The organism is Legionella bozemanae (assembly GCF_001648595.1).
Classification (GTDB): domain Bacteria; phylum Pseudomonadota; class Gammaproteobacteria; order Legionellales; family Legionellaceae; genus Legionella; species Legionella bozemanae.
In genome coordinates this window covers 123,459-145,051 of record NZ_LBAW01000006.1, presented here as the reverse complement: position 1 = coordinate 145,051, position 21,593 = coordinate 123,459, and the positions used below count along the sequence as shown (strand labels likewise).

Here is a 21,593-nt window from a genome sequence, read left to right as displayed (position 1 = left end):
TATGCAACTTGTCACTGCTTCTCAATAATGTGATTGGAGTTGATCTGTACTGTCTTTCAATTTAGTATTGAACCTCAAAAGATGATTGTTTAGGATAAACATGATCGAAGAAGTTGCTGTAAAGTATCCTTGTGATTTAATTATATTCGGTGCCTTAGGGGATCTTTCTTGTCGTAAATTATTTCCTGCTTTGTACCAGTTAGAACGCGCTCATTTGCTTCATGCAAATACACGTATTATTGGATGTGCGCGTGACCCATTAACATTTACGGACTGCGCCGGATTAATAAAATCTAAAATACAAATGTTTATTGGTGAGGAACTGGAAGAGCAGGTTTGGTCACGTCTTATGCAAAGGATGGCCTATTGCCCGATCGATCTTACAAAGCCTGAAGATTATGCAAAAATAATGGATTATGTAAATCTTGCAGAGCGAATTACGATTTCATATTTTGCGATTCCCCCTTCATTGTATACGCAAACCTGCCAGGGCCTTTCAAGCATTGGGTTAACCAAGCAACCGTCGCGTGTTGTTTTAGAAAAACCAATTGGTCATGATTTGCCTTCATCTATTGCAATTAATAATGAAGTTGCTCACTTTTTTGCTGAAGATCAGATTTATCGAATTGATCATTATTTGGGTAAAGAAACCGTATTGAATCTTCTAGTGCTGCGCTTTGCCAATGCGATTTTTTCCTCAAATTGGGATAATCAAGCAATTGAAAAGGTTGAAATTACTGTTGCAGAAGAAGTAGGCGTTGAAGGACGGTGGGCTTATTATGATAAATCAGGTCAAGTAAGGGATATGCTGCAAAATCATTTATTACAAATATTGGCTCTTTTGGCAATGGAACCGCCAATGAGCTTATCTGCTGAATGTATTCGTAGTGAAAAGTTAAAAGTGTTAAAGTCATTACGGCCTATTTCTGATGCTCATGTTCATGAACATACCGTGCGGGCTCAATACGTGGGAAGCATGATTAAAGGACAACAAATACCTGGATATCTCAATGAAGAAGGTGCGCAAAAAGGGTCAACTACGGAAACTTTTGTTGCAATTAAAGCATATATAGATAATTGGCGCTGGTCTGGTGTTCCTTTTTATTTATTAACAGGTAAGCGATTATCAAAAAAACAGAGTGAAGTGGTCATTTACTTTAAATCCCAACCTTACAATATTTTTAAACAATTCAAACAAGAACTCTCTCCTAATCAGCTCATCATCCGTTTGCAACCTGATGAAGGCGTTGAGCTGCGAATGATGAATAAAATTCCTGGCCTTAGTGAAAGCATGCAATTAAGAGACAGTAAGTTGGATTTAAATTTCAATCACTTATTCAATTCACAAAGAATTGCTGATGCATATGAGCGCTTATTGCTGGAAGTGATGTTAGGTCATCAATATCTCTTTGTCAGCCGTGAAGAAGTAGAGCAAGCGTGGAAATGGATTGATGAAATTGAGCAAGCATGGGAAAGACAAGATACCCCTCTCTATACTTATCCATCGGGCACTTGGGGACCTTTGGAGTTAATGCGTTTATATAATGGCAAAGCACACGTATGGGGTGAACAAAATGCTGTTACGTAGTTTTAGTGAAGCCTCTTTATTAACCGATGACTTGGTTAGCCAGCTCAAGCAGATTCTCTGTGAGGCCATAGAACATCGTGGTCACGCTTATTTGGTCGTTTCAGGTGGAAAGACTCCTATTGATTTATTCAAGGCTCTGGCCAAAACACATATTCCCTGGGATAAAATCACTGTAACTTTAACCGATGAGCGTTGTGTCTCTGTTGATAATCCAGATAGAAATGAACGGTTAGTTCGACATTTTTTACTCCAGCACCATGCATCTAAAGCTCATTTTTTGAGTTTATATAAAGAAGGTCATACTCTAGAGCAAACCGAGCATATAATTGCTTCTTTACCCACTTTTGATGCGGTTGTTTTAGGGATGGGCGAGGATGGACATATTGCCTCTTTATTTCCTTGCGCTGACGAGCTTGCAATGGGGATGGATGATCATGCTGCGGCAGTAGTTCTCGTCAGTCCGAAGACTGCCCCCCACCAGCGAATAAGTTTGTCCAAAAAAAGACTATTAAAAAGCCGCACGATTTTTTTTCATTTGTTAGGTCAGAAAAAATTGACTGTATTGCATCAAGCAATGGCAGAGCACGATCCTATGATTATGCCAGTTAGTGCTTTTTTAAATAACTTTAGTACTAATGTTCAGGTGATGTATGCACCTTAAGGAAAAAGAATGCATCCGGTTGTAGCTCAAGTTACAGATCGTATCCGTGAGCGTAGCGCGCATAACAGAGATTCGTACCTGAAACATATAGAAAAATTGCGTATGAAAGGCCCTCAGCGCAGTCTTCTGCACTGCGGTAATTTAGCACATGGCTTTGCTGCATGTGCGAAGTTGGATAAAGCAAATCTGAGCGGTATGAGCAAAGCAAATATAGCTATTATTTCTGCCTATAACGACATGCTTTCAGCACATCAACCTTATGGGGATTATCCATCTTTAATCAAGGAAGCTATTTCTGCTGCTGGGGGTGTAGCACAATTTGCAGGAGGTGTGCCCGCAATGTGTGACGGCATTACCCAGGGCCAAATAGGAATGGAGTTAAGCTTGTTAAGTCGTGATGTAATTGCCATGTCAGCGGCTATAGGTTTGTCGCATAATATGTTTGATGGCGGCCTTATGCTGGGGATTTGCGATAAAATTGTTCCCGGCTTATTGATGGCGGCTTTGAGCTTTGGGCATTTGCCATTTATTTTTATTCCTGCTGGCCCTATGCCATCGGGCATATCAAATCAGGAAAAAGCACGTATCCGCCAATTGTATGCTGTAGGAAAGGCAGATAAAAACGCTTTGCTTGAGGCAGAAGCGGGCTCATACCATTCTCCTGGAACATGTACATTTTATGGTACGGCGAATTCCAATCAATTAATTATTGAAACTATGGGATTACAACTTCCTGGCTCTTCGTTTATCAATCCTGGCACGCCGTTGCGCGATGCATTAACCTGGGCTGCGGCACAACAAATTCTTTCTTTAACTGATTTGGGTGAAGATTATTTACCCATAGGCCAGCTTATGGATGTTAAAAATATTGTTAATGGCATCGTTGCATTATTAGCATCAGGTGGTTCAACCAATCATACAATGCACCTAATTGCGATAGCAGCCATGGCGGGTTATTCGATCAACTGGGATGATTTTGCTCAATTGTCTGCAGTAACTCCCTTAATTGCCAAAATTTATCCTAATGGATATGCGGACATCAATCATTTTCAACGAGCTGGCGGGATGGCATATTTTATTCACGCATTATTGGATGCTCAATTAGTACATGAAGACGTGCATACAGTGATAGGCTATGGTTTGCAACGATATACGCAACAACCCTTATTGGATAATGAGCGATTACTATGGATTTCTGGACCCTCTGTTTCAAATGATGAGAGCGTATTAACTTCAACTAAAACTCCCTTTAAGGCTCAAGGGGGCTTGCAAGTATTAAGCGGAAACATAGGGCGTGCTGTAATTAAGACCTCAGGTCTTGCTGTGGGAAAAAGTAAGATTAAGGCTCCGGCAGTGGTTTGTTCCAGCCAAGAAGAATTTGAGCAGATGTTTCAAAAAGGTATTTTGGAGCAAGATTGTGTGGTTGTACTTCGCTTTCAGGGGCCTAAAGCCTGTGGAATGCCTGAATTACATCAATTAACACCCAAGCTTGGGGTGCTGATGGATAAAGGCTACCAAGTTGCTTTAGTAACGGATGGACGCATGTCCGGCGCTTCAGGTAAGGTTCCTGCGGCGATTCATGTTACACCTGAGGCAATAGATAATGAAGTGTTATCTCGTATTGAAACCGGAGACATGATTTTAATTGATGCGGAACAGGGTATATTGCAATTATTAGTTTCTGATTATGAATTGGGGCTAAGAAGCAGCGCTGTTTTAAATGAAGTGGAATTTCATCGGGGGATGGGCCGAGAACTGTTTACCAGTTTAAGATCACAGTTTACAGGGGCTGAGCAGGGAGCGTGTAGTTTGTTTCAGGGAAAAGAGTCTTGTTATGATTTTTGATGCTTTAAAATCTTATGCAATCGTTGCTGATATTGGTGGAACTTTTGCACGTTTCAGTCGTGTTAATTTAGAAAATTTGATAATGGATAAAATTGAAATTTATTCATGTGCCGCATACGACAGTCTGGAGTCAGCTTTATTAGCTTATAAGGCACAACACCAATTAGATGAAATAAAGCAGGTCGCTTTGGCGATTGCGTGCCCAGTGCTTGATGATGTTATTTGTATGACTAATGCCCATTGGCGCTTTTCAACCAGTGAATTAAAGCATAAATTAGATTTGACAGAACTTAAGGTTTTAAATGACTTTAGTGCGATTGCCATGAGCTTGCCTGTCTTGTCAGAGCAACAATTACTCCAGATAGGAGGCGGTATAGCAGATAAAAATGGTGCAAAAGCAGTATTGGGGGCAGGAACAGGACTGGGGGTTGCATTCCTTGCATCAAATCAAGAAGGATATTTTGTCCAAGCAGGGGAAGGCGGGCATATGAGTTGGGGTGCAAAAACAGAGCAGGAGTGGTTTATTTATTGTTATCTGAAAAAAAAATATGAGCATGTATCCTATGAGCGCTTATTGTCAGGCCATGGTTTGGAAAATTTATATCAAGCACTAGGTGCTTTCCATCAGCAAGAAAAAGTGTATGCGCCTGCATCAGAAATTATTACTTTGGCCTTAGCACAACAATGTACTATTGCCCAAGCGACAGTAGCGCAATTTTTTGCAATTCTAGGCTCTTATGCAGGGGACTTGGCATTAATTTTTGCAGCTTTTGGCGGGATTTATATTGCTGGTGGTATTGTGCCTCGACTCATTTCATTGCTGGGGCGTAGTGATTTTAGATCGCGTTTTGAAGAAAAAGGTCGTTTTAAAGCATTTAATGCAAAAATCCCAACTTATGTGATTACTGCCGAGCAGCCAGGAATATTAGGGGCTGCAGTTTATTTAAAGCAATCGTGGTCTAGATAAAAAATAAAGAATCCCCCGCTATTAGAGCGCTAATCGGGTCACACTATATCCAGACTACAGTGACGACAAGGAGAGGTTTATGTCTTTTCCAAATTGGAGGGTGCAACCGGAAATTGTATTTAGTACATCACCTATAATTCCGGTAGTGGTAATTAAAGAAATAGAGCATGCTGTACCTTTGGCTACTGCATTGTTTGCAGGGGGTATTCATGTAATCGAAGTTGCACTGAGAACACCAATCGCTTTGGATGCGGTTAAATTACTGATAAAAACCTTCCCTGACGCTTTAATTGGTGTGGGTACTGTAACTACGCCAGAACAATTAAATCAGGTTGCAGATCTCGGTGCAAAATTTGCACTAAGTCCTGGGAAAACCCAGGCTTTACTAACTGCTGGGGTTACTTCGCGCATTCCTTTAATTCCTGGTATATCCAGTGTTTCTGAGTTGATGGAAGGATTAATTTTGGGATATACCCATTTTAAGTTTTTCCCCGCAGCAGCTGTAGGGGGAGTCAATATGTTGCGTGCAATGCATGGACCTTTTCCCCAAGCAAAATTTTGTCCAACTGGTGGTATTAATGAAATGAATTTTTCTGATTATTTGGCACTTCCTAATGTTTCGTGTGTTGGAGGATCTTGGATTGTGCCCGAGGAAGCAACTAAAAAAGGGAATTGGTCATTAATTACTGATTTATCTTTTGCTGTGCGTCAAAGTGTAAAAGGATGGGATTAGGTGATTCGCTGAAAACAGTGAAGTCCAAGCACAGTATATAAAATTAAAAAATACAATGGATAGCTCACAGGAATATGCGTTTTATGTCGAATTTTCGAATTATTGAGCAAGGAGAGTTAAAATATGACATGGATTGTTGCAATTATTGGGTCGGTTGCTGGTTTTTTGTTTGGTTATGATGAGGGGATCATTGCCGGCTCTTTGGAATTGGTCAAAAATCATTTTAATTTAACAGCGACACATATTGGCGTAATGGCATCAGCCTTGCCTTTTGGTGCGCTGTTTGGTTCCATGCTGATTGGTGCGGTTACGGCATCAAAGGGAGCCAAACGTTTCGGCCGCCGAACTTTATTGTCTTTTGCTGGAATATTGTTCTTTTTTGGTGCATTAGGAGCAGGGTTCGCTGATTCTATTGCGGTACTCGTTATCTCTCGCTTAGTTCTTGGTCTGGCAATTGGCATGGCTTCAGTCATGGCGCCTTTATATTTGGCTGAAACAGCAACTTATAAAACAAGAGGAGCTGTGGTTGCCATTTATCAATTGGCAATGACTGTAGGAATCGTCTGTGCTTATTCAGTCAATTACTTGTTTCTTGAGAATAATGATTGGCGTGCCATGTTTGCTTCAAGCGCCATTCCAGCCCTGGTTTTAAGTATTGGAATTTTACTCATGCCAGAATCACCCAGATGGTTATGCAGCGTAGGGCGTCGTGATGCAGCATCTAAAGCTTTAAAAAAACTCCGTAAAAGTCATTCAATCCAACATGAGTTGACGGATATCGAAATGACCTTGGCAAATGAACCTAAAAAGGGAAGTTGGCTATTGTTATTCAAGAGCCCTTTATTGGCAGTTTTGATGCTGGGTACTATGTTATTTTGTTTACAACAATTAAGTGGAATTAATGTAATTATCTACTTTGCACCTGAAATTTTTAAAAATTTAGGGATGAACAGTATTACAGGACAAATATTGGCAACGATTGGCATTGGTGTGGTTAATTTATTGGTAACTGTCATCGCGATACTTAGTGTTGATAAAGTAGGGCGCCGTAACCTATTGCTGTATGGTTTTTCTGGTATGTTGTTCAGTTTGCTGGCTTTATGCGTGTTCTCATTATATCAAGTTGTTTGGCTTCCTTTTTTGTCAGTTGCGTGTTTAATTCTTTATATTTTTTCTTTTGCAGTGAGTGTAGGGCCAATACCGCATATTGCAATGGCAGAAATATTTCCTCTGCATGTGCGTGGCGCCGGAATGGGGTTCTCTGCAATGAGTAACTGGACTTTTAATACCGTAGTCATTTTTAGTTTCCCGCTTTTGGAGAAAATGATGGGTATTGAATATACATTTGCTTTATATGCAGTGATTTGCCTTTTAGGACTCATGTATACCTACTTTTATATGCCGGAGACAAAGGGCATCAGTCTGGAACAAATAGAGAATTACATTATGTCTGGTAAATCGTTACGTTTATTAGGGCGTGAAGAGATACCTGCTACTGAAGACCTTAGTAAAAAAGAATCATCCTATTTGGCTTCTACCTAAGATAAATCTCCCTACGTACCGCGTTTTATACGCGGTATCCAGTAGCTCTTGCCTTGTAATAGAATCAAATAGTGCAATCAAAGCATCGTTCTGGATACCGCGCATAAAGCGTAGTACGTAGGAAGTGGGGAAATTCGCGAGTCCTCTATGGGCTTGTCAGTGGACTCCTGAAATCACACACCCTAGAGGAACGTTTAGTTATCAATTTCTAGTGAGGAATGTTTCAATTTACTTGTTAGTTTATCTCTTAGCTCAATAGCACGTAAAACAGCTACATAACTCCAAGTAAGCGAAGGTGCTCCTTGTTGTATTCCAGTATTTAAATTAATTTGTTCGCTTAATTTCATATCCGGAGCATATTTTTTTACAAGTTTTAAGTAATTATCCCCAGCTTGAATATTTTTGGCGATTTCGCTTTGATTTATTAACGGTAAATTATTAGCGAGGGTATAGTGATATTCAGCCATAGTAGCAGTTAAAATAAACCAAGGGTTACCTATACTGTTGGTCTGGTATCCATCATAAGTGTCTCCAGGATAGCGGCCAAACAAAATTTCCCCCGAATGTTTATTATTGATTGGGAACATTGAATCAAACTGAGCATATAAGGCTTTTACTGTGTTTTGGACATAGGCACTACCAGGAGACAAATCCCCATTCTTTTGCGGATTCAATAAAATACCCAAAATTACTGAGGAATCAAGTTCTAAAGTTTTTTGGGGGCCAGGATGGGGTAAAAGCGTTGCTTGGATTGTCTTATGATCTGGATCTAAATGCTGATTCAGACGTGTATTGATTAACCTTGCTTGCTGTTCATAATAAACTGCAGCTTCATTATCGTTGAGACGGCGAGCAAGAGCCGCACCTTCAAAGAGCGCTTTCTGCTGTGCCATAGCGGTAAAAAAATGATGTCCAAAAACCTCTTCCCAAAGATCATAATTTTTATCAGACCAATGATGCGCAGTGTACTCTAAATCCATTTTAATTACGCCCATTGAGTGCGGATCCAGATTGTTATTATACAAATTAGTTTGAACATACTCTGTTTCATTATTATCTAATAATTGCTGGGCAAAACGAATTAGAACCGAGGCTCTTAAGGCTGGACCGTCATTTTGCGGTCTTCCCCAAGGACCTTCAAAAGGATAGCCATCAATATAAAATTTAGGCTCTCCCAGGATATCTTGACCTGGTGATGGATCCTGCTGGTGTTGAAGCTTTTGGGTCCAGGAAACATAGTTAAATAAACGTTCTTTATATCCAAATGCCTGAGATGATTCATACCATGTTTCAATCAGACCCATGGCAATCGCAGAGTCGCGGATCCAATCATAATAATAATCTGGATTTTGTTTGGAGGGCGCGGCAACTATTGCACCATTCGATTGAATATTTGCAAAAAAATGCTGTCTCAGTTTTTGGACATCTTCTAGACTAAATACAGAGCTTATTGCTTGAGAAACAAAAAAAATCATTAAAAAACATATCCTTTTCAAAGTAATCTCCCTATTAAAAGACAAACTTTTATAGTACCTTAAATTAGCTCAGCAGAGTATAGGAAAATTCAAGGAGTACTTATTAGGATGGATGTAGCGAGATGGAATCTGGAGTTTCACTGATCTTTTTCTAATATAATTTTAAAAATCAGGGGCGTTAGTCTGCTTCAATAACAAAGTGAAAACCAGATGTAAATTTGTAAAGGTCACTTAAGGGGCTAGATCTTGGCTGTGCAAGCAGATAGTTAATAGATCTTCAGGGTGTTTCGCCAGATAAGTTGGCTGGTGCAATAGAACTTTCTCTGAGTTATAGCCCCAAGTAACAGCAATTGACTGGATATTATTTCTTTTTGCAGCTTCAATATCTCGAGTTTCGTCACCTATGTAAAAAACTTTGCTTTTATCAATTTTGTATTTCTTTAGCGTCTTTTTCAGTAAATGTCGTTTAGAAAAACAATTCGATTCGTCATGGATAAAACTAAAAAAATGATGAATTTGATGCATCTCTAGCCATATAAGAACATTATCAATCGAATTGGAGGTTAAAATACCTAAAGGACATCCAGCCTTATAAAAAATCTCTAATATTGCGACAATGTGGGCAACTGGTTTCATATTTGCCATTTGATCGTGTAAAAGATGTCTAATTTGTCGAATTAGTGAAGGTATTTTGTAAAAGGACACCCCTAAAAAATTGATTAACTCTCTTGAAGAAAGATTGCGCAGATGTTCGATTTCATGTTCTTTTATCTTCCTATACTTAAATTGTTCCGCTAATAAATTCGTTGCTTCAATGACGCAATCATAACTATCTACTAGCGTTCCATCAAAATCAAAAAGTAAATGCATGGTCAAATGCCCGAATCTCGGATCGATGAGTTTTAATTTTGACATGGTATAATCGATCTGACCATATGTCATAATGATTGTCCCCATTTTCTTATTTCTTCCCAGTTTTTTTTATTATTTTTGAGATCATGAAGTAAACGGCAGGAAGTACAAATAAAGTAAACAAGGTACCTATGCATAAACCCCCAATAAGCACGGTACCTATAGCATGCCTGGCTTCCGCTCCAGCATCATGTGAGAGCACCAAGGGGATAGCACCAAAAACCATGGCACCAGTAGTCATGAGAATAGGACGTAACCTTAATGAGCACGATTTTTTTATCGCCTCTGCTAAGCTAAAGCCTTCTTTTTGTAATTGGTTGGCAAATTCTACAATCAAAATGCCATGCTTACTGATTAATCCTACTAAAGTGACCAGACCAATTTGGGTAAAAATATTTAGGGATTGGCCAAATAAGTAAGCAAAAAGCAAAGCGCCAAAACAAGCTAAGGGCACAGTGAACAGAATAATGAACGGGTAAACAAAATTCTCAAATTGTGCTGCAAGAATGGCGTAAATAAAAAGTATCGCTAAAGCGAATAACAAAACCATGGTGTGCGATGATTCATTATATGCTTTGGCAGCGCCTGCCCAACTCAATTTGTATTGGTTGGGAAGATTTTCTTTTGCCAGTTTCAAGAGTTGATTCATTCCTTTCTTAAAGGATTGCTGTTCAGGTAATTGGGCATATAAAGTTGTAGCGCGCATTTGATTAACATGTTCCAATGCAGTCGGTTGTGCACGTCTTTTCATTTGAGCCACTGCGCCTAAAGAAACATGCTTTCCAGAGGGGGTTGTAAGATAAAGCTCATTTAAAGTCCAGGGCTTAGAAGAGCCCTCTAAAGTTAGGTTATAAGATACGCCATCTTTTTGAAAAGACATGGATTTATCACCGCTGAAAAAAACCTCAATTGTTTTAGCCAATTGTGCGGGAGTTAATCCGAGCTGAGCTAAGGCATTTTTATCTATATTTACAGAGTATCCCATGGAGTCAAGACGTAAGTCATAGCGCGTAGAGGCGAATGCTTTGCTTTGATCCAGTATTTTTTTTAAATACTCTGTTGCATCAAATAACTGTCGGAAATTTTCAGTGGTGGAAATGACAAGCTCCAATTCTGAATTATTGCGAGCATCCTCTACTCCAGGTAATCCAGAATCCCAGCTCCAGACTGAGGCATCGACTGAAGGTAATTGCTCTGTTTTAGGTTTTAATGAATTGACAATTTGCTCTGCAGAACGATTTCTTTGTTTATGAGCTTCTAAAGGCATGACGATGCTACTACCCCAATTTCCTAAAAAGGTTAACGTATTTTTTGCTTCGGGGACTTTACCTATGGACTGTTGGATGCGTTTTGTATTGGCTTCCAGCGTATCTAAGTTATCTCCAGATACAGGCGGAGTATAGATTCCTACTAAACCGCGATCTTCTTTTGGTGCTGTTTCACCTGGTATCACTTTATAAAAGAGCAAACTCAGGCTAAGTGATAGGAGGAGTATAAGAAGCGTGGTTTTTTTTCGATAAATAATGATACTCAGCAACTTATAGTAATACTGGGCTAGTTTACTTAGGAATCTATCTATGGCGGGCCATAAATGTTTTGTATTTTTATGGAGGAATGTTGCACACATCAAAGGAGAGAGCGTCAGAGCAACTATTCCTGAAATGAATACACTGCCTGCCAGCGCAACTGCAAATTCGATAAATAATTGACCAATCATGCCATCAATTAAAGCGATAGGTGCATAAACGCTAGTTAAAGTTAAAGTCATGGCAACGATGGCAAAACTTATTTGCTTTGATCCTTTAAGTGCTGCATCCATGGGGGATAAATCATCTTCAATATGACGCCATATATTCTCAAGAACAATAATGGCGTCATCTACAACCAAACCAACGGCCAATACCATAGCTAGAAGAGTCATTTGATTTATAGTAAAGCCCGCAATTTTCAAAAATAATAAAGAACCTAAAAGTGAAATCGGAATTGCAATTAAGGGAATTATTGTGGCGCGTATATTCCGCAAAAAGATAAAAATAATGACTAAGACTAAGAAGATAGATTCAAGAATAGAAGATTGGATGTTTTTAAGAGATGCTTTAATGAATTCGGATTGATCAATAATGATTTTAGTTTTAATGTCATCGGGCAAACCTTTTTTTAAAGCATCCAACTCCTTGCGCACACTTTGGGATACTTCGATGGGATTTGCGTCATTCGCACGGTTAATAGCCAGCACCAAACCTGAATGACCATTGACCTTCACTCGGAATTGATTATTGTCTGTAGTTAATTGAATTCGAGCTAAAGACTTAAGAAAGACAGGATAATGGTTTTGGGTTTTGATAATCAGATTTTCATAGTTTTCAGAAGTTTTTAATTCAAAATCGAGTGTAGTAGGGATTTTGTTTTGATAATTACCAGCAGGTAAAGATAAGCGGTTATTGGCAATTGCATTGGCTACCTCATCGACATTAATTCCAAATGCATATAATTTCTTTTGATCTAATTTAATGGAATAAGTAAAGGGTTGTCCCCACACATCAACTGAGGCGACTCCTTTAAGACTTCGGAAAACATTTTTTAGATTCAAATTGGCATAATGGGTCAATTCGCCGAAATTTAAAGAAGAGGACTCCAGAGCAATACCTATAAAAGGTAAGCCGTCTGCTTGTCGCTGGCGCTCGATTATCGGTGCTTTTACTGTTGGTGGAAGTTGTGCTTGTGCCAAGCGTGCAGCCTCATGGGTGGCATTTAGTGCTTTGTCCATTGAAGCCCCTGGGCGAAAGCGTAAAGTAATGTATGAATTTTCTGGATTAGAACGTGAAGTCATTAACTCCAATCCTTCTACGCCAGCAAGTTGATCCTCAAGCACATTAGTGACCACAGACTCAACCAATTCAGGACTGGCATTAGGGTACGAAGTATTCACTGTAATGACCGGAAAACTGATATTGGGATATTCTCTCAGGGATAATGAATGAGAACATAATATTCCCAAGAGCAGGATCATGCTATTAAGAATAATTGCAATCACTGGATGTTTTAAAAAATAGCTTGTAAATTTCATAACAGGCTAGCTAACCTTTATAAATTGATACTTCCAGTCCTGGATATAACCGCTCCGGGCTCTTACTTACTATTTGTTCCCCGGATTTTAATCCTGAAATAATTTCTACCTTATCTTTTTCTTGTATCCCTGTTTTGACAGCAACAAGTTCTATTTTTTTATTAACTACCTTATAAACATGTGTTTTGCCTTGTTTGAGAAATAAGGCTTGTGTTGGAATGACTAATGCTCCTGTTTTTTTATTCACTACGAGCAGACTGGATACGCTAGCACCAACTAGGCAGTGAGTGCATTGAATATCGACGTCCGCAGGGCACATATGTGTTTCATCATCTATCATTTTTTGTACATGATTTAAATGATAAAGTTTGTTCAATATATAAATTGGTTGGTTTTCTTTAATTGAGTGATTATTAGTACAAGGAACATCAATTTCAACGATTAATGAGTTAGGATCATAAATGGTCACTACAGGCGCACCTTCGGTGACTTGTGCTCCTTCCTTAATTTTAAATGCTCCAATTACGCCGTCAAATGGTGCATAAAAACGCATGTTTTTGAGTTCGATTTTGGTTCTTGCTTTTTCTTTTTGTGAGTCGATCCAGATTCTTTTTTTCTCTTCAACCTCTCTTGCACTCACAAATCCTGGTTTTTGTAAATTTTTAAAACGTTGGTATTGAGTGTTTTCCAGTTGTTCTGTTTCTTTAGAGAGTTGGTAGCTTCGTTCAATATCTGGATTAATTATTTTAGCAATTAAATCCCCTTTTTTGACTGTTTGTCCTGAACTGATGAGTGTGTCAAGCATACCAGACCCTTTGGCAACAAGGACAGTTGCATGTTTGGGGCGGATGGTTCCTATGAGCCTTATTGTTTTTTCAATTGTAGTCGGTGTTACAGTTACTGTTTCGACTATTTTAGGAGCTGGGGGAGGAGAAGTTTTTGCGTGATAATAAAATAAATAATATATGCCTAAGACAGTAAAAAGTATGCTCGATAATCCAATAATTTTATATTTGGAACATAGGGTATTGCGAATTTTGGCGGTGATTAATTGCAGATTCACGAAATACTCCTAAATTGAGAATCGGATTGCATTTGCGCCATTGCGATTATGGCTTTTATCCATAAAGGATCACTATTCATACTGGGAACGATAGTTAATTCTTCACCACCAAGAGTTATCCATTGTTTTTTAAGGCGTATGCCTATTTCTTCCAGTGTTTCCAAACAGTCAGCAACAAAAGAAGGACAAACAATAACTAATTTTTTAATCCCTTTAGCAATCAATTCAGCAAGAATGTGATCAGTATAAGGCCTTATCCATGGTGTTTTACCCAATCTTGATTGAAACGCTGTGCTGTAATTACTCGTAGATAAGCCCAGTTCGCTTGCTAATAAACGACTACTCTGATGGCATTGGGCTCTATAACATTTCTGAATGTTATCAGTTAAAGCAGGACAAGATTCAGCACAAATTGATTTGCAACTTCCTTTTGTAATTTGGCGCTCAGGAATTCCGTGATAACTAAAGAGAACATGTGTTTGCTCTTGAAGATAAGTTTTAATGGTTTGAGCTTGTGCTTTAAGGTACGCTGGATGTTGAAAAAAATCACTTATGATTTTGATTGATGGGACAAGATCCCAAGAGCTGAGAATACGCATGGCTTCAGCAATGGATGATCCATTAGCCGCTGAGGAATATTGCGGATATAACGGCAGGATAGTGATGGATTCGCAATGCTTTAACTGATTTAAAGCATGGGCGATAGAAGGGTTCCCATAACGCATGCCAAGAGCAATTACGTGTTCTGATCCCACTTTTTTTTGCACCTCGTTCACTAAATTCTGGCTATGTAAAAGTAAAGGGGAACCCTGTTCAGTCCATATGGATTGGTAAGCACGGGCAGAACGTTTTGAGCGGAAAGGCAAAATAAACATATAGACCAATATATAGCGAAGCAAGGCAGGGAGATCGATGACTCGCTTATCGGTAAGAAATTCGCGCAAATAGCTCCTGACAGATGAAGTATCTGTATTGTTAGGGGTACCAAGATTTATAAGTAATAAACCACGCTTCATCAGCAATTTACTGACCTTAAATAGAATAAGGCCATCATACATGAAGACGGTTTTTAATTCAGTATTTGTTCAAAATTTATTCTGCTATGGCTTATGGACGCAGCACCACGATGATACTGCGTTAATTGCATTAAGCCGTTTCAACCTCAGCATTTTCATTGAGCACAATTACATTAGCTGCGTGTAGACCTTTGTCACCGTGTTCTACATCATAATTGACTATTTGTCCGGGAACTAATGTTTTATAACCAGTACCATGAATCGATGAGAAATGAACAAAAATATCATCACCACCATTTTCTGGAATAATAAACCCCCAACCTTTGGCGTTATTAAACCATTTCACTTCACCTTTAGCCATATTTCCTCCTTTTCCAGAGCCTCATGGAACCTAGACTCTATCGTTTCTCAATCGCTCTGACTCTTTCTGTCAGGTGAGCAATTGCATTCATCCATAAATGATAATTGAACCTATTTTCTTATAGGCAGTTTTAACATAACGTAAAATAGTCTCACTACTCAATAGTATTTTTTATAAAAAAAATAATTGTGTTAATAATTTCTTAAGTTGTTTATGCTAACTTAGTATTATAGGTGTGATAAGAGGAGTTCAGATGAGTCAATACAGTACTTCTAAAATGTTAGGAAAACTGGCTGCTGGACAAAGTAATTCCCGTCTTAAGGAAGTCTCGCAGGAAACAGAGGAGGTTGAACAAGAATTTACTGTACCTCAGTTAGTACCCTCGGCAAAGCCATCTGAGGAGTTAGAAATGAAAAAAGTCCTAAATAACATTTTAGGGCCATCCTTTTCAAAAGGATATTCTCCGATGGATAAAAAATAATTTTGTGGTCATCCGTATTAAAAATAAGCAATCATCCGTAATCATTAAGCCCTCTTCCTGCTGAAGAGGGCTATGTTTCGAGTGTTAAATCATAAGCATAATGTTTATTAAAAGAACAAATAGTTGTAAAAAATATTATTAATTTTACTAAAAACAACGATGCTAAAGCCCACATTTAGGTATATACTTTTTAGAAAGAGTATTATTTTTTTGAGGCTTAAATATGGCAGGATTTGCTGAAACTGCACATTGGCGGGATTCCGCTCGAAGCGCTCGTTTTTTTATAGTTGATGCTCGAGCCGCGTTCCCTATTTTTTTATTTCTAATGCATATTAGGATTTGGACAGGAATACTGGTTTTAATCTCTGCAGTTTTTTTTGGCATCATTGAACATTACGGTTTTACAGTCCCGGTATTTTTAAGGTGGATAAGGAGTACTTTAGCAGGGCCGATTAAGTCTTCAAAACCGTGGTGGCGATAGTATGGAACGTGATATTAGTAAATGCATGTCAGTTATAGCCGCAAGTTTAAATGCAAAATTTTATCTTAATGATAGATTTGTGAGTTATGAGGAGGTTTTTGCCGATACAGGTTTGTTACCAGCAATTGCGAAACGAGCCGATCAATTGTGTTCTTTATGTCTTGGGTATGGCTTAGGAGCTACATTTGATGAGGCAGAAGGAGCCTTGTTAGGACTCCGAGTCGTTTTTGATGAAGTAACACCTAATGTTTTACGGTTGTTGTGTATGACTGATGTATTAAATGAGCTAATTCAAGGTGGGCCAAGTCGCGATTATACCCCGTTGGATGAGTTGATGTATGACTAAATGTGTTTTATTAAAATATATTGTAAAGAAATCGTAAGTAATGGTAATTTTGGATGCATTTATAATTGATTTTGATAGACTTAGGGTAATTAAAGATTTTATGGTTTAGGGGTAATGTTATGGGATTTTTTAAGCACGAGCAAGGTGGGCAAGATTTAAAGAGCAAGCTTACTACTGAATGCACAGGCCCTATTGAAAAAATGGAGTCAGCGATAAATCAAAGAGGTGGTGATGTATCTGCTTTTACTGAGGCAAAGGCGCTCATAGATGTTGTACTTAAGGTACATGACCAAGGCCCTGCTGCGTTGCCGCAAGAGGTGCTACAAACTCAAGAAGCGAAGCAACAAACTCCTAGTGCTAAGGAACAACTTCAAGCAGTTAAGCAGCAATCTCAAGAAATAACCACTCAAGAAAATGAGCATGGTGAAGAGAGTCGCTTTGGAATGGGTTCAGGGCGCTGAGTTTAGGATCATCTAGGAAAATTTAATCATTTTTTTGCAACACCCCACAAAGAGATTTTGCTCTCTTTGTGGGTTTAATCTTTTTTATATAATCGAAATTACTGTTATACTCCATAATACTGCACTGATTTTTTGCAGAACGTTTTATTCTTAAAATTAACTCTGGATTTATGGAAAAAAATACTTTCACTAAAGAGCATAACGATGCAATACTTAAAGCATTGGATTATGCAATTCAAAATGGACCTTGGGATAAATCAAATTTTCTAAGGTCAATTGGCAATCGTTTAATCGGAATTCGTGATAATTTTGCTAAAAAAATTAATGAGCGCAGTCAGGCACAAATTCAAGCAGATGCACATTTAGCCAATCGTCTTGCTTTAAGAAGCGGTCAGCAAGAGGTTTTTGTTTCTTTATATTCTTCAGATGGATCCAATCTTCAGTCTTGGGAAAGGATAATCGCCAATTTGCCTCGACAAATGATTTCTCGTCCTATCTATGCAAACGAAGAGCAAGTACAAGCTTTAATCAAATCAAAAGAAAACAAACAGAATGAGGGTTATGTTGCTATTTACATAAATGAAACGGATATTATTCATCTTTCTGCTGATAAAACCCTGATGGACAAATTAGGTAGTCCTTTACTTACGTTAAAAGATAGGGCTTTAAATGTTGATAATATTACCCGTTTTGTTCATCTAAGCGGCCATTATAAATATTCACGTGGGCGTTTGATCAAAGAACAGTGATTCTGTTTTTACATATTTCTTTGTTGCCATGAAAGTATTGCTTGCGAATCTCTCGCAAAAATATCCTAGAGCAGTATATACTTAAAAGAAACGAACTATTTTGAAGTAATCGCCAATGGCACAACAACCGCAACAACAAGGTCAAGATAGTGGCATGGGCCCAATATGGGTGATGGTACTATTATTTATTACTGTGTTTCTTATTTGGAAAATGGGACATCAGTATATTGTAATGTTTGTTTTTCAAATTAACATCTGGCAAGCAAAACTTGTTAATTTTTTTGTTCATAATGAGCAACTAGCGAGTTTAATTCAAATCATGCAAACAATAGATCCCAATGCAGTAAATTGGGATCAGCTGGTAGAGACAACACGTGCTGTGGGCGATTTCATGCGCTATCCCGTGGTTCTTGTCCTCCTTGTTCTGGCAGTTCTTTTGTATCAGTCAAATATCACCCTAAAATTCCGTAAAGTTTATGATATGAAAAAATTACGTGAACAGGAGCAATTTAACTGGCCTGCAATTATGCCTATAGTTAAAGAAGATTTAGTAGATCAAGATATAAATCAAGGTCCTTGGGCAATGGCTCTCACGCCGATGGAATTTGCGCGCAAATACAATTTATTAAAAAAAGAAGATATGTTATTAGACGATCCGGTACCTGGACAAGAGATGACAGCCGGAATACGAAGAGGAGATGCAAAACGCGTTTTTACTCTACAATTAGGCCCATATTGGGATGGTTTTGAGCATTGTTCACCACAAGCTTATGCATTAGCGGCTGTATTTATTGCTCGTATTAATCGAGATAGGGATGCGGCCAACAATATTTTAGCGACGTTAGACCGATCTTATGTTGCAGGAAAACCCGATTATAGTGTAGCCAGGCCCACAATAGAAAAATATAAAAACACAGAAATTATCCAGGAAGTTGTTACAAAACATGCCTATACTTTAAGTGTAATGGCTTCATTACTTGAAAAAGCCCGGGATGATGGGGTTGTTCCGAGCTCTGAATTTTTATGGTTAAGACCCGTTGATAGGCGTTTATGGTATATGCTCAATTGTGTTGGTAGACAAACACCATTTTCAGAAGTTGCAGGCCCGTTCGCTCATTGGAAAGCAGAGAAAGAAATGGGTCGGCGTTCTTTGGTGCCTATGATAGATGAGGCGATTAAAGCTTTAGAAATTGCTATAAAAGAAGTTAAGTTAACACCCCGACAAATGCAGGAGTTAGAGCCATGATGCGCGGTATTGATTCACGTCATGAGTTAGATCCTACCCTCTTACTTAGGGATACGCGGACTTTGACACAGAGGTTGGCTGATTTCTTCGCTGATCCAACGAATATTTCGATTATACTGTTTACCTTATCGGCAATGTCCTATTATTTCTCCGAGGCTGCAACGTTCTTGATGCTTGTAGGTGCTGGAAGTTTTCTTTACAGTTATACTCGGAAGCAAAAATTACCTTTCCGTCTTCCTCTTATTTCGCGAGTAAAAGATTACAACGATATGAAGCCAGGCGTTAACAAGCCTAATATGGCTCGTGGAATCGCTTTTTTTGGTAATGATCGTAAAACAGGGCACGAACTATGGTTTGCTAATGATGATATGCGTACCCATGCGTTAATCTTTGGCTCAACCGGTAGCGGTAAAACAGAATGTTTGGTTTCCCTTGCTTTTAATGCTTTAGTACAAGGTAGTGGTTTTATTTATGTAGATGGTAAAGGTGATAACTCACTCTATGCTAAGGTTTTTTCCATGGTCAGGAGCATGGGGCGTGAAGACGATTTGCTTCTGATTAACTTTATGACTGGTGCGCGAGATATTATTGGTCCTCAAGAAAGAAGGCTGTCTAATACATTTAATCCCTTCTCTCAAGGTTCTTCCAGTATGTTAACCCAGCTTGTAGTGAGTTTGATGGGTGATTCAAAAGGAGGCGGAGACGGTGACATGTGGAAGGGCCGTGCTATCGCTTTCGTAGAAGCCTTAATGCGCCTTCTAGTTTATATGCGTGATGAGGGAGCAATACTTTTGGATGCAGATACCATCCGTAACTATTTTGATTTAACCCGATTAGAAACTATTGTTGTTGATAAAATCTTCCCGCGTGATAATCAAGAAAGTGTGAACATTGAGCAGATTCCAAAATTGGTTACAGACCCTTTACGTAACTACTTAGGCACCTTGCCTGGTTACAACAAAGAGAAAAAAGGAAAGCAAGTATCACAAGTTTTGGAACAACACGGTTTTATTACTATGCAGCTGGTAAGAGCATTTTCATCCTTGGCCGATACTTATGGACATATTGTTCGTACCAATCTCGCTGAGGTAGATTTTAAGGATGTGGTATTGAATCGAAGGATTTTGGTCGTACTGTTACCTGCTTTAGAAAAATCTCCTGATGAGTTATCTAACCTTGGCAAAATTATTGTTTCTTCATTAAAAGCAATGATGGCAGCAGGTTTGGGGGAGGATGTTGAAGGGGATTATCGAGATGTAATCTTGAGAAAGCCAACCAATGCACCGACACCTTATATGTGTATCCTTGATGAGTATGGGTATTATGCAGTTCAAGGCTTTGCAGTGGTTCCTGCGCAAGCGCGCTCTCTTGGATTCTCCGCAATTTTTGCAGGGCAAGATTTACCTGCATTCCAGAAAGCATCTAAAGAAGAAGCTGCATCTATCGGTGCAAACACAAACATTAAAATATGTATGAAATTGGAAGATCCTACAGAAACTTGGGATTTCTTCACCAAAACAGCAGGTGAGGCTTATGTAACTAAAGTGGATTCATTTCAAGCTAAAGACACCAGTATTGCCAATACGTACATGGACAGTAAAAGTTCTTCGTTTGAAAAGAGAGCTCGTGTTGACCTATTGGATCTAAAAGAACAAACTGAAGGTGAAGCTCATATCTTCTTCAAGTCAAAAATCGTTCGTGCTCGTATGTTTTATGCGAATCCTAAACCTGTTAAGAAATTAAAGTTAAATCAATTTTTAAAAGTAGAAGCTCCGCCAGACGATTATTTAATGAGGTTACAAAAGCAATTGGCCTCATTTCAGACAATTTTGGAAAGTGGCGATTTATCAATTAATAAAACAGCAGAAAGCGAAGAAATTACCCTTATTTCCAAGTTATTACGTGAATCCCCTATAGAAGAGCCTATAGAACGTGGTGTTTCTGCTTTAATTGCGTTCCATGGTCATAATGAGCCAGAGCCTGTTGAGGATTTAATTGAAGAAGAAGTTGAAGGGGCATTAACGATATTTAGTCCTTTGCGAGAACGCCCAGGGGATCCTCCAATTTTAGTTAGCGATAAGGCCGCATTTTCTGAGTCATTGCTACCTATTAACGAAACACGTAATCAGATGATGAATATTGAACGTTTAGCCGGAGCCAAGGATAAGTATGCTGGTACAGTTGCAAATGAACTTATTAAGGACTTCCAATTGGCAACCAGCTATCCACCTGAAGAGAGAGATGTTATTGCTCCAGATGAGTTAACTGACTTGGTAAAAACCTTATCAGCAAAAATTGCAAGCGAACGTGAAAATGCGAAGAACAAAGGTGAAGAATAACCTATCCTTTCACTGTGTATTTTTATCGTCAACACCATTATATCCCTCAAAAGATATTAGCCATGTGTATTCATGGCTAACGTCTTTATATGTAGACGCTTAAGAAAACCCTCACTTTTTTAGAAGACAACGCTCTTGAAATCGGCAAATGAAGTGCTTTATTGTCTTATGTATTTTTGTGAAAAAATAAACCTGAGCGCTTTGTTTTTACTCAAAAAAATGTAAAGCAATAAATAAATTTTTAAAAAAATAGCTATTTT

General features: G+C 38.6%; 19 protein-coding genes. 13 read left to right on the top strand and 6 right to left on the bottom strand.

What is annotated here, in order from left to right:
- Window positions 1–100 precede the first annotated feature (100 nt).
- From zwf to A8O27_RS07305, 6 genes are all read left to right on the top strand, one after another.
- Window positions 101–1,588: a glucose-6-phosphate dehydrogenase gene (zwf, locus tag A8O27_RS07330; protein WP_058458715.1), complete on the top strand. Its 1,488-nt coding sequence runs from the start codon at window positions 101–103 to the stop codon at window positions 1,586–1,588.
- Window positions 1,575–2,249 carry a 6-phosphogluconolactonase gene (gene pgl / locus A8O27_RS07325; RefSeq protein WP_058458714.1) on the top strand — a complete coding sequence of 225 codons (675 nt, stop codon included), beginning with the start codon at window positions 1,575–1,577 and terminating at the stop codon, window positions 2,247–2,249. Before zwf ends, pgl begins: the two co-directional genes overlap by 14 nt.
- A 9-nt stretch (window positions 2,250–2,258) precedes the next feature.
- Window positions 2,259–4,094, top strand: coding sequence for a phosphogluconate dehydratase (edd, locus tag A8O27_RS07320; protein ID WP_058458713.1), 1,836 nt, complete (start codon window positions 2,259–2,261; stop codon window positions 4,092–4,094).
- Window positions 4,084–5,061 carry a glucokinase gene (gene glk, locus A8O27_RS07315; protein WP_058458712.1) on the top strand — a complete coding sequence of 326 codons (978 nt, stop codon included), beginning with the start codon at window positions 4,084–4,086 and terminating at the stop codon, window positions 5,059–5,061. The genes edd and glk overlap by 11 nt, the downstream gene beginning before the upstream one ends.
- A 79-nt stretch (window positions 5,062–5,140) precedes the next feature.
- Window positions 5,141–5,794: a bifunctional 4-hydroxy-2-oxoglutarate aldolase/2-dehydro-3-deoxy-phosphogluconate aldolase gene (locus A8O27_RS07310; RefSeq protein WP_058458711.1), complete on the top strand. Its 654-nt coding sequence runs from the start codon at window positions 5,141–5,143 to the stop codon at window positions 5,792–5,794.
- 123 nt (window positions 5,795–5,917) lie between these two features.
- A complete protein-coding gene (locus A8O27_RS07305) occupies window positions 5,918–7,336 on the top strand; it encodes a sugar porter family MFS transporter (RefSeq protein WP_058458710.1) in 1,419 nt (472 codons plus the stop codon).
- 194 nt (window positions 7,337–7,530) lie between these two features.
- Here the strand turns inward: A8O27_RS07305 and A8O27_RS07300 are convergent, their stop codons facing one another.
- The 6 genes from A8O27_RS07300 to A8O27_RS07275 form a co-directional block, all read right to left on the bottom strand.
- Entirely contained in the window at window positions 7,531–8,811 is a 1,281-nt protein-coding gene (locus tag A8O27_RS07300; RefSeq protein ID WP_058458709.1) for a glycoside hydrolase family 15 protein, read from the bottom strand.
- A 231-nt stretch (window positions 8,812–9,042) separates the two neighbouring features.
- Window positions 9,043–9,753: an HAD hydrolase-like protein gene (locus A8O27_RS07295; RefSeq protein ID WP_235810480.1), complete on the bottom strand. Its 711-nt coding sequence runs from the start codon at window positions 9,751–9,753 to the stop codon at window positions 9,043–9,045.
- Window positions 9,754–9,772: 19 nt separating this feature from the next.
- Window positions 9,773–12,790 carry an efflux RND transporter permease subunit gene (locus A8O27_RS07290; protein ID WP_058458708.1) on the bottom strand — a complete coding sequence of 1,006 codons (3,018 nt, stop codon included), beginning with the start codon at window positions 12,788–12,790 and terminating at the stop codon, window positions 9,773–9,775.
- Between the two features lie 10 nt (window positions 12,791–12,800).
- Complete coding sequence (locus A8O27_RS07285) at window positions 12,801–13,853, bottom strand: efflux RND transporter periplasmic adaptor subunit (RefSeq protein ID WP_058458707.1); 1,053 nt, start codon at window positions 13,851–13,853, stop codon at window positions 12,801–12,803.
- A complete protein-coding gene (gene hemH / locus A8O27_RS07280; protein WP_058458811.1) occupies window positions 13,850–14,869 on the bottom strand; it encodes a ferrochelatase in 1,020 nt (339 codons plus the stop codon). Before hemH ends, A8O27_RS07285 begins: the two co-directional genes overlap by 4 nt.
- A gap of 130 nt (window positions 14,870–14,999) precedes the next feature.
- Window positions 15,000–15,230, bottom strand: coding sequence for a cold-shock protein (locus A8O27_RS07275; protein WP_058458706.1), 231 nt, complete (start codon window positions 15,228–15,230; stop codon window positions 15,000–15,002).
- 253 nt (window positions 15,231–15,483) lie between these two features.
- On the opposite strand from A8O27_RS07275, the gene A8O27_RS07270 reads away from it, so the two are divergent.
- From A8O27_RS07270 to A8O27_RS07240, 7 genes are all read left to right on the top strand, one after another.
- Window positions 15,484–15,711, top strand: coding sequence for a hypothetical protein (locus A8O27_RS07270; RefSeq protein ID WP_058458705.1), 228 nt, complete (start codon window positions 15,484–15,486; stop codon window positions 15,709–15,711).
- Window positions 15,712–15,934: 223 nt separating this feature from the next.
- Window positions 15,935–16,192 (top strand): IcmT/TraK family protein, encoded by a 258-nt coding sequence (gene icmT, locus A8O27_RS07265; RefSeq protein WP_058458704.1) that lies wholly within the window; start codon window positions 15,935–15,937, stop codon window positions 16,190–16,192.
- A 1-nt stretch (window position 16,193) separates the two neighbouring features.
- The gene (locus A8O27_RS07260; protein WP_019233476.1) at window positions 16,194–16,538 is read left to right on the top strand and encodes a type IV secretion IcmS family protein; all 345 of its coding nucleotides are present in this window, start codon (window positions 16,194–16,196) and stop codon (window positions 16,536–16,538) included.
- A gap of 119 nt (window positions 16,539–16,657) precedes the next feature.
- A complete protein-coding gene (locus A8O27_RS07255) occupies window positions 16,658–16,999 on the top strand; it encodes a hypothetical protein (RefSeq protein ID WP_058458703.1) in 342 nt (113 codons plus the stop codon).
- A 170-nt stretch (window positions 17,000–17,169) separates the two neighbouring features.
- Window positions 17,170–17,748, top strand: a complete 579-nt coding sequence (gene icmQ / locus A8O27_RS07250; protein WP_058458702.1) for a Dot/Icm secretion system protein IcmQ — start codon at window positions 17,170–17,172, stop codon at window positions 17,746–17,748.
- Between the two features lie 115 nt (window positions 17,749–17,863).
- Window positions 17,864–18,994 carry a type IVB secretion system coupling complex protein DotM/IcmP gene (icmP, locus tag A8O27_RS07245; RefSeq protein WP_058458701.1) on the top strand — a complete coding sequence of 377 codons (1,131 nt, stop codon included), beginning with the start codon at window positions 17,864–17,866 and terminating at the stop codon, window positions 18,992–18,994.
- Window positions 18,991–21,333, top strand: a complete 2,343-nt coding sequence (locus A8O27_RS07240; protein ID WP_058458700.1) for a TraM recognition domain-containing protein — start codon at window positions 18,991–18,993, stop codon at window positions 21,331–21,333. The genes icmP and A8O27_RS07240 overlap by 4 nt, the downstream gene beginning before the upstream one ends.
- Window positions 21,334–21,593 lie beyond the last annotated feature (260 nt).

Coding starts and splice junctions, on each gene's coding strand:
- zwf (WP_058458715.1), top strand. CDS start 101: ATGATCGAAGAAGTTGCTGTAAAGTATCCTTGTGATTTAATTATATTC.
- pgl (WP_058458714.1), top strand. CDS start 1,575: ATGCTGTTACGTAGTTTTAGTGAAGCCTCTTTATTAACCGATGACTTG.
- edd (WP_058458713.1), top strand. CDS start 2,259: ATGCATCCGGTTGTAGCTCAAGTTACAGATCGTATCCGTGAGCGTAGC.
- glk (WP_058458712.1), top strand. CDS start 4,084: ATGATTTTTGATGCTTTAAAATCTTATGCAATCGTTGCTGATATTGGT.
- A8O27_RS07310 (WP_058458711.1), top strand. CDS start 5,141: ATGTCTTTTCCAAATTGGAGGGTGCAACCGGAAATTGTATTTAGTACA.
- A8O27_RS07305 (WP_058458710.1), top strand. CDS start 5,918: ATGACATGGATTGTTGCAATTATTGGGTCGGTTGCTGGTTTTTTGTTT.
- A8O27_RS07300 (WP_058458709.1), bottom strand. CDS start 8,811: ATGATTTTTTTTGTTTCTCAAGCAATAAGCTCTGTATTTAGTCTAGAA.
- A8O27_RS07295 (WP_235810480.1), bottom strand. CDS start 9,753: ATGACATATGGTCAGATCGATTATACCATGTCAAAATTAAAACTCATC.
- A8O27_RS07290 (WP_058458708.1), bottom strand. CDS start 12,790: ATGAAATTTACAAGCTATTTTTTAAAACATCCAGTGATTGCAATTATT.
- hemH (WP_058458811.1), bottom strand. CDS start 14,869: ATGAAGCGTGGTTTATTACTTATAAATCTTGGTACCCCTAACAATACA.
- A8O27_RS07275 (WP_058458706.1), bottom strand. CDS start 15,230: ATGGCTAAAGGTGAAGTGAAATGGTTTAATAACGCCAAAGGTTGGGGG.
- A8O27_RS07270 (WP_058458705.1), top strand. CDS start 15,484: ATGAGTCAATACAGTACTTCTAAAATGTTAGGAAAACTGGCTGCTGGA.
- icmT (WP_058458704.1), top strand. CDS start 15,935: ATGGCAGGATTTGCTGAAACTGCACATTGGCGGGATTCCGCTCGAAGC.
- A8O27_RS07260 (WP_019233476.1), top strand. CDS start 16,194: ATGGAACGTGATATTAGTAAATGCATGTCAGTTATAGCCGCAAGTTTA.
- A8O27_RS07255 (WP_058458703.1), top strand. CDS start 16,658: ATGGGATTTTTTAAGCACGAGCAAGGTGGGCAAGATTTAAAGAGCAAG.
- icmQ (WP_058458702.1), top strand. CDS start 17,170: ATGGAAAAAAATACTTTCACTAAAGAGCATAACGATGCAATACTTAAA.
- icmP (WP_058458701.1), top strand. CDS start 17,864: ATGGCACAACAACCGCAACAACAAGGTCAAGATAGTGGCATGGGCCCA.
- A8O27_RS07240 (WP_058458700.1), top strand. CDS start 18,991: ATGATGCGCGGTATTGATTCACGTCATGAGTTAGATCCTACCCTCTTA.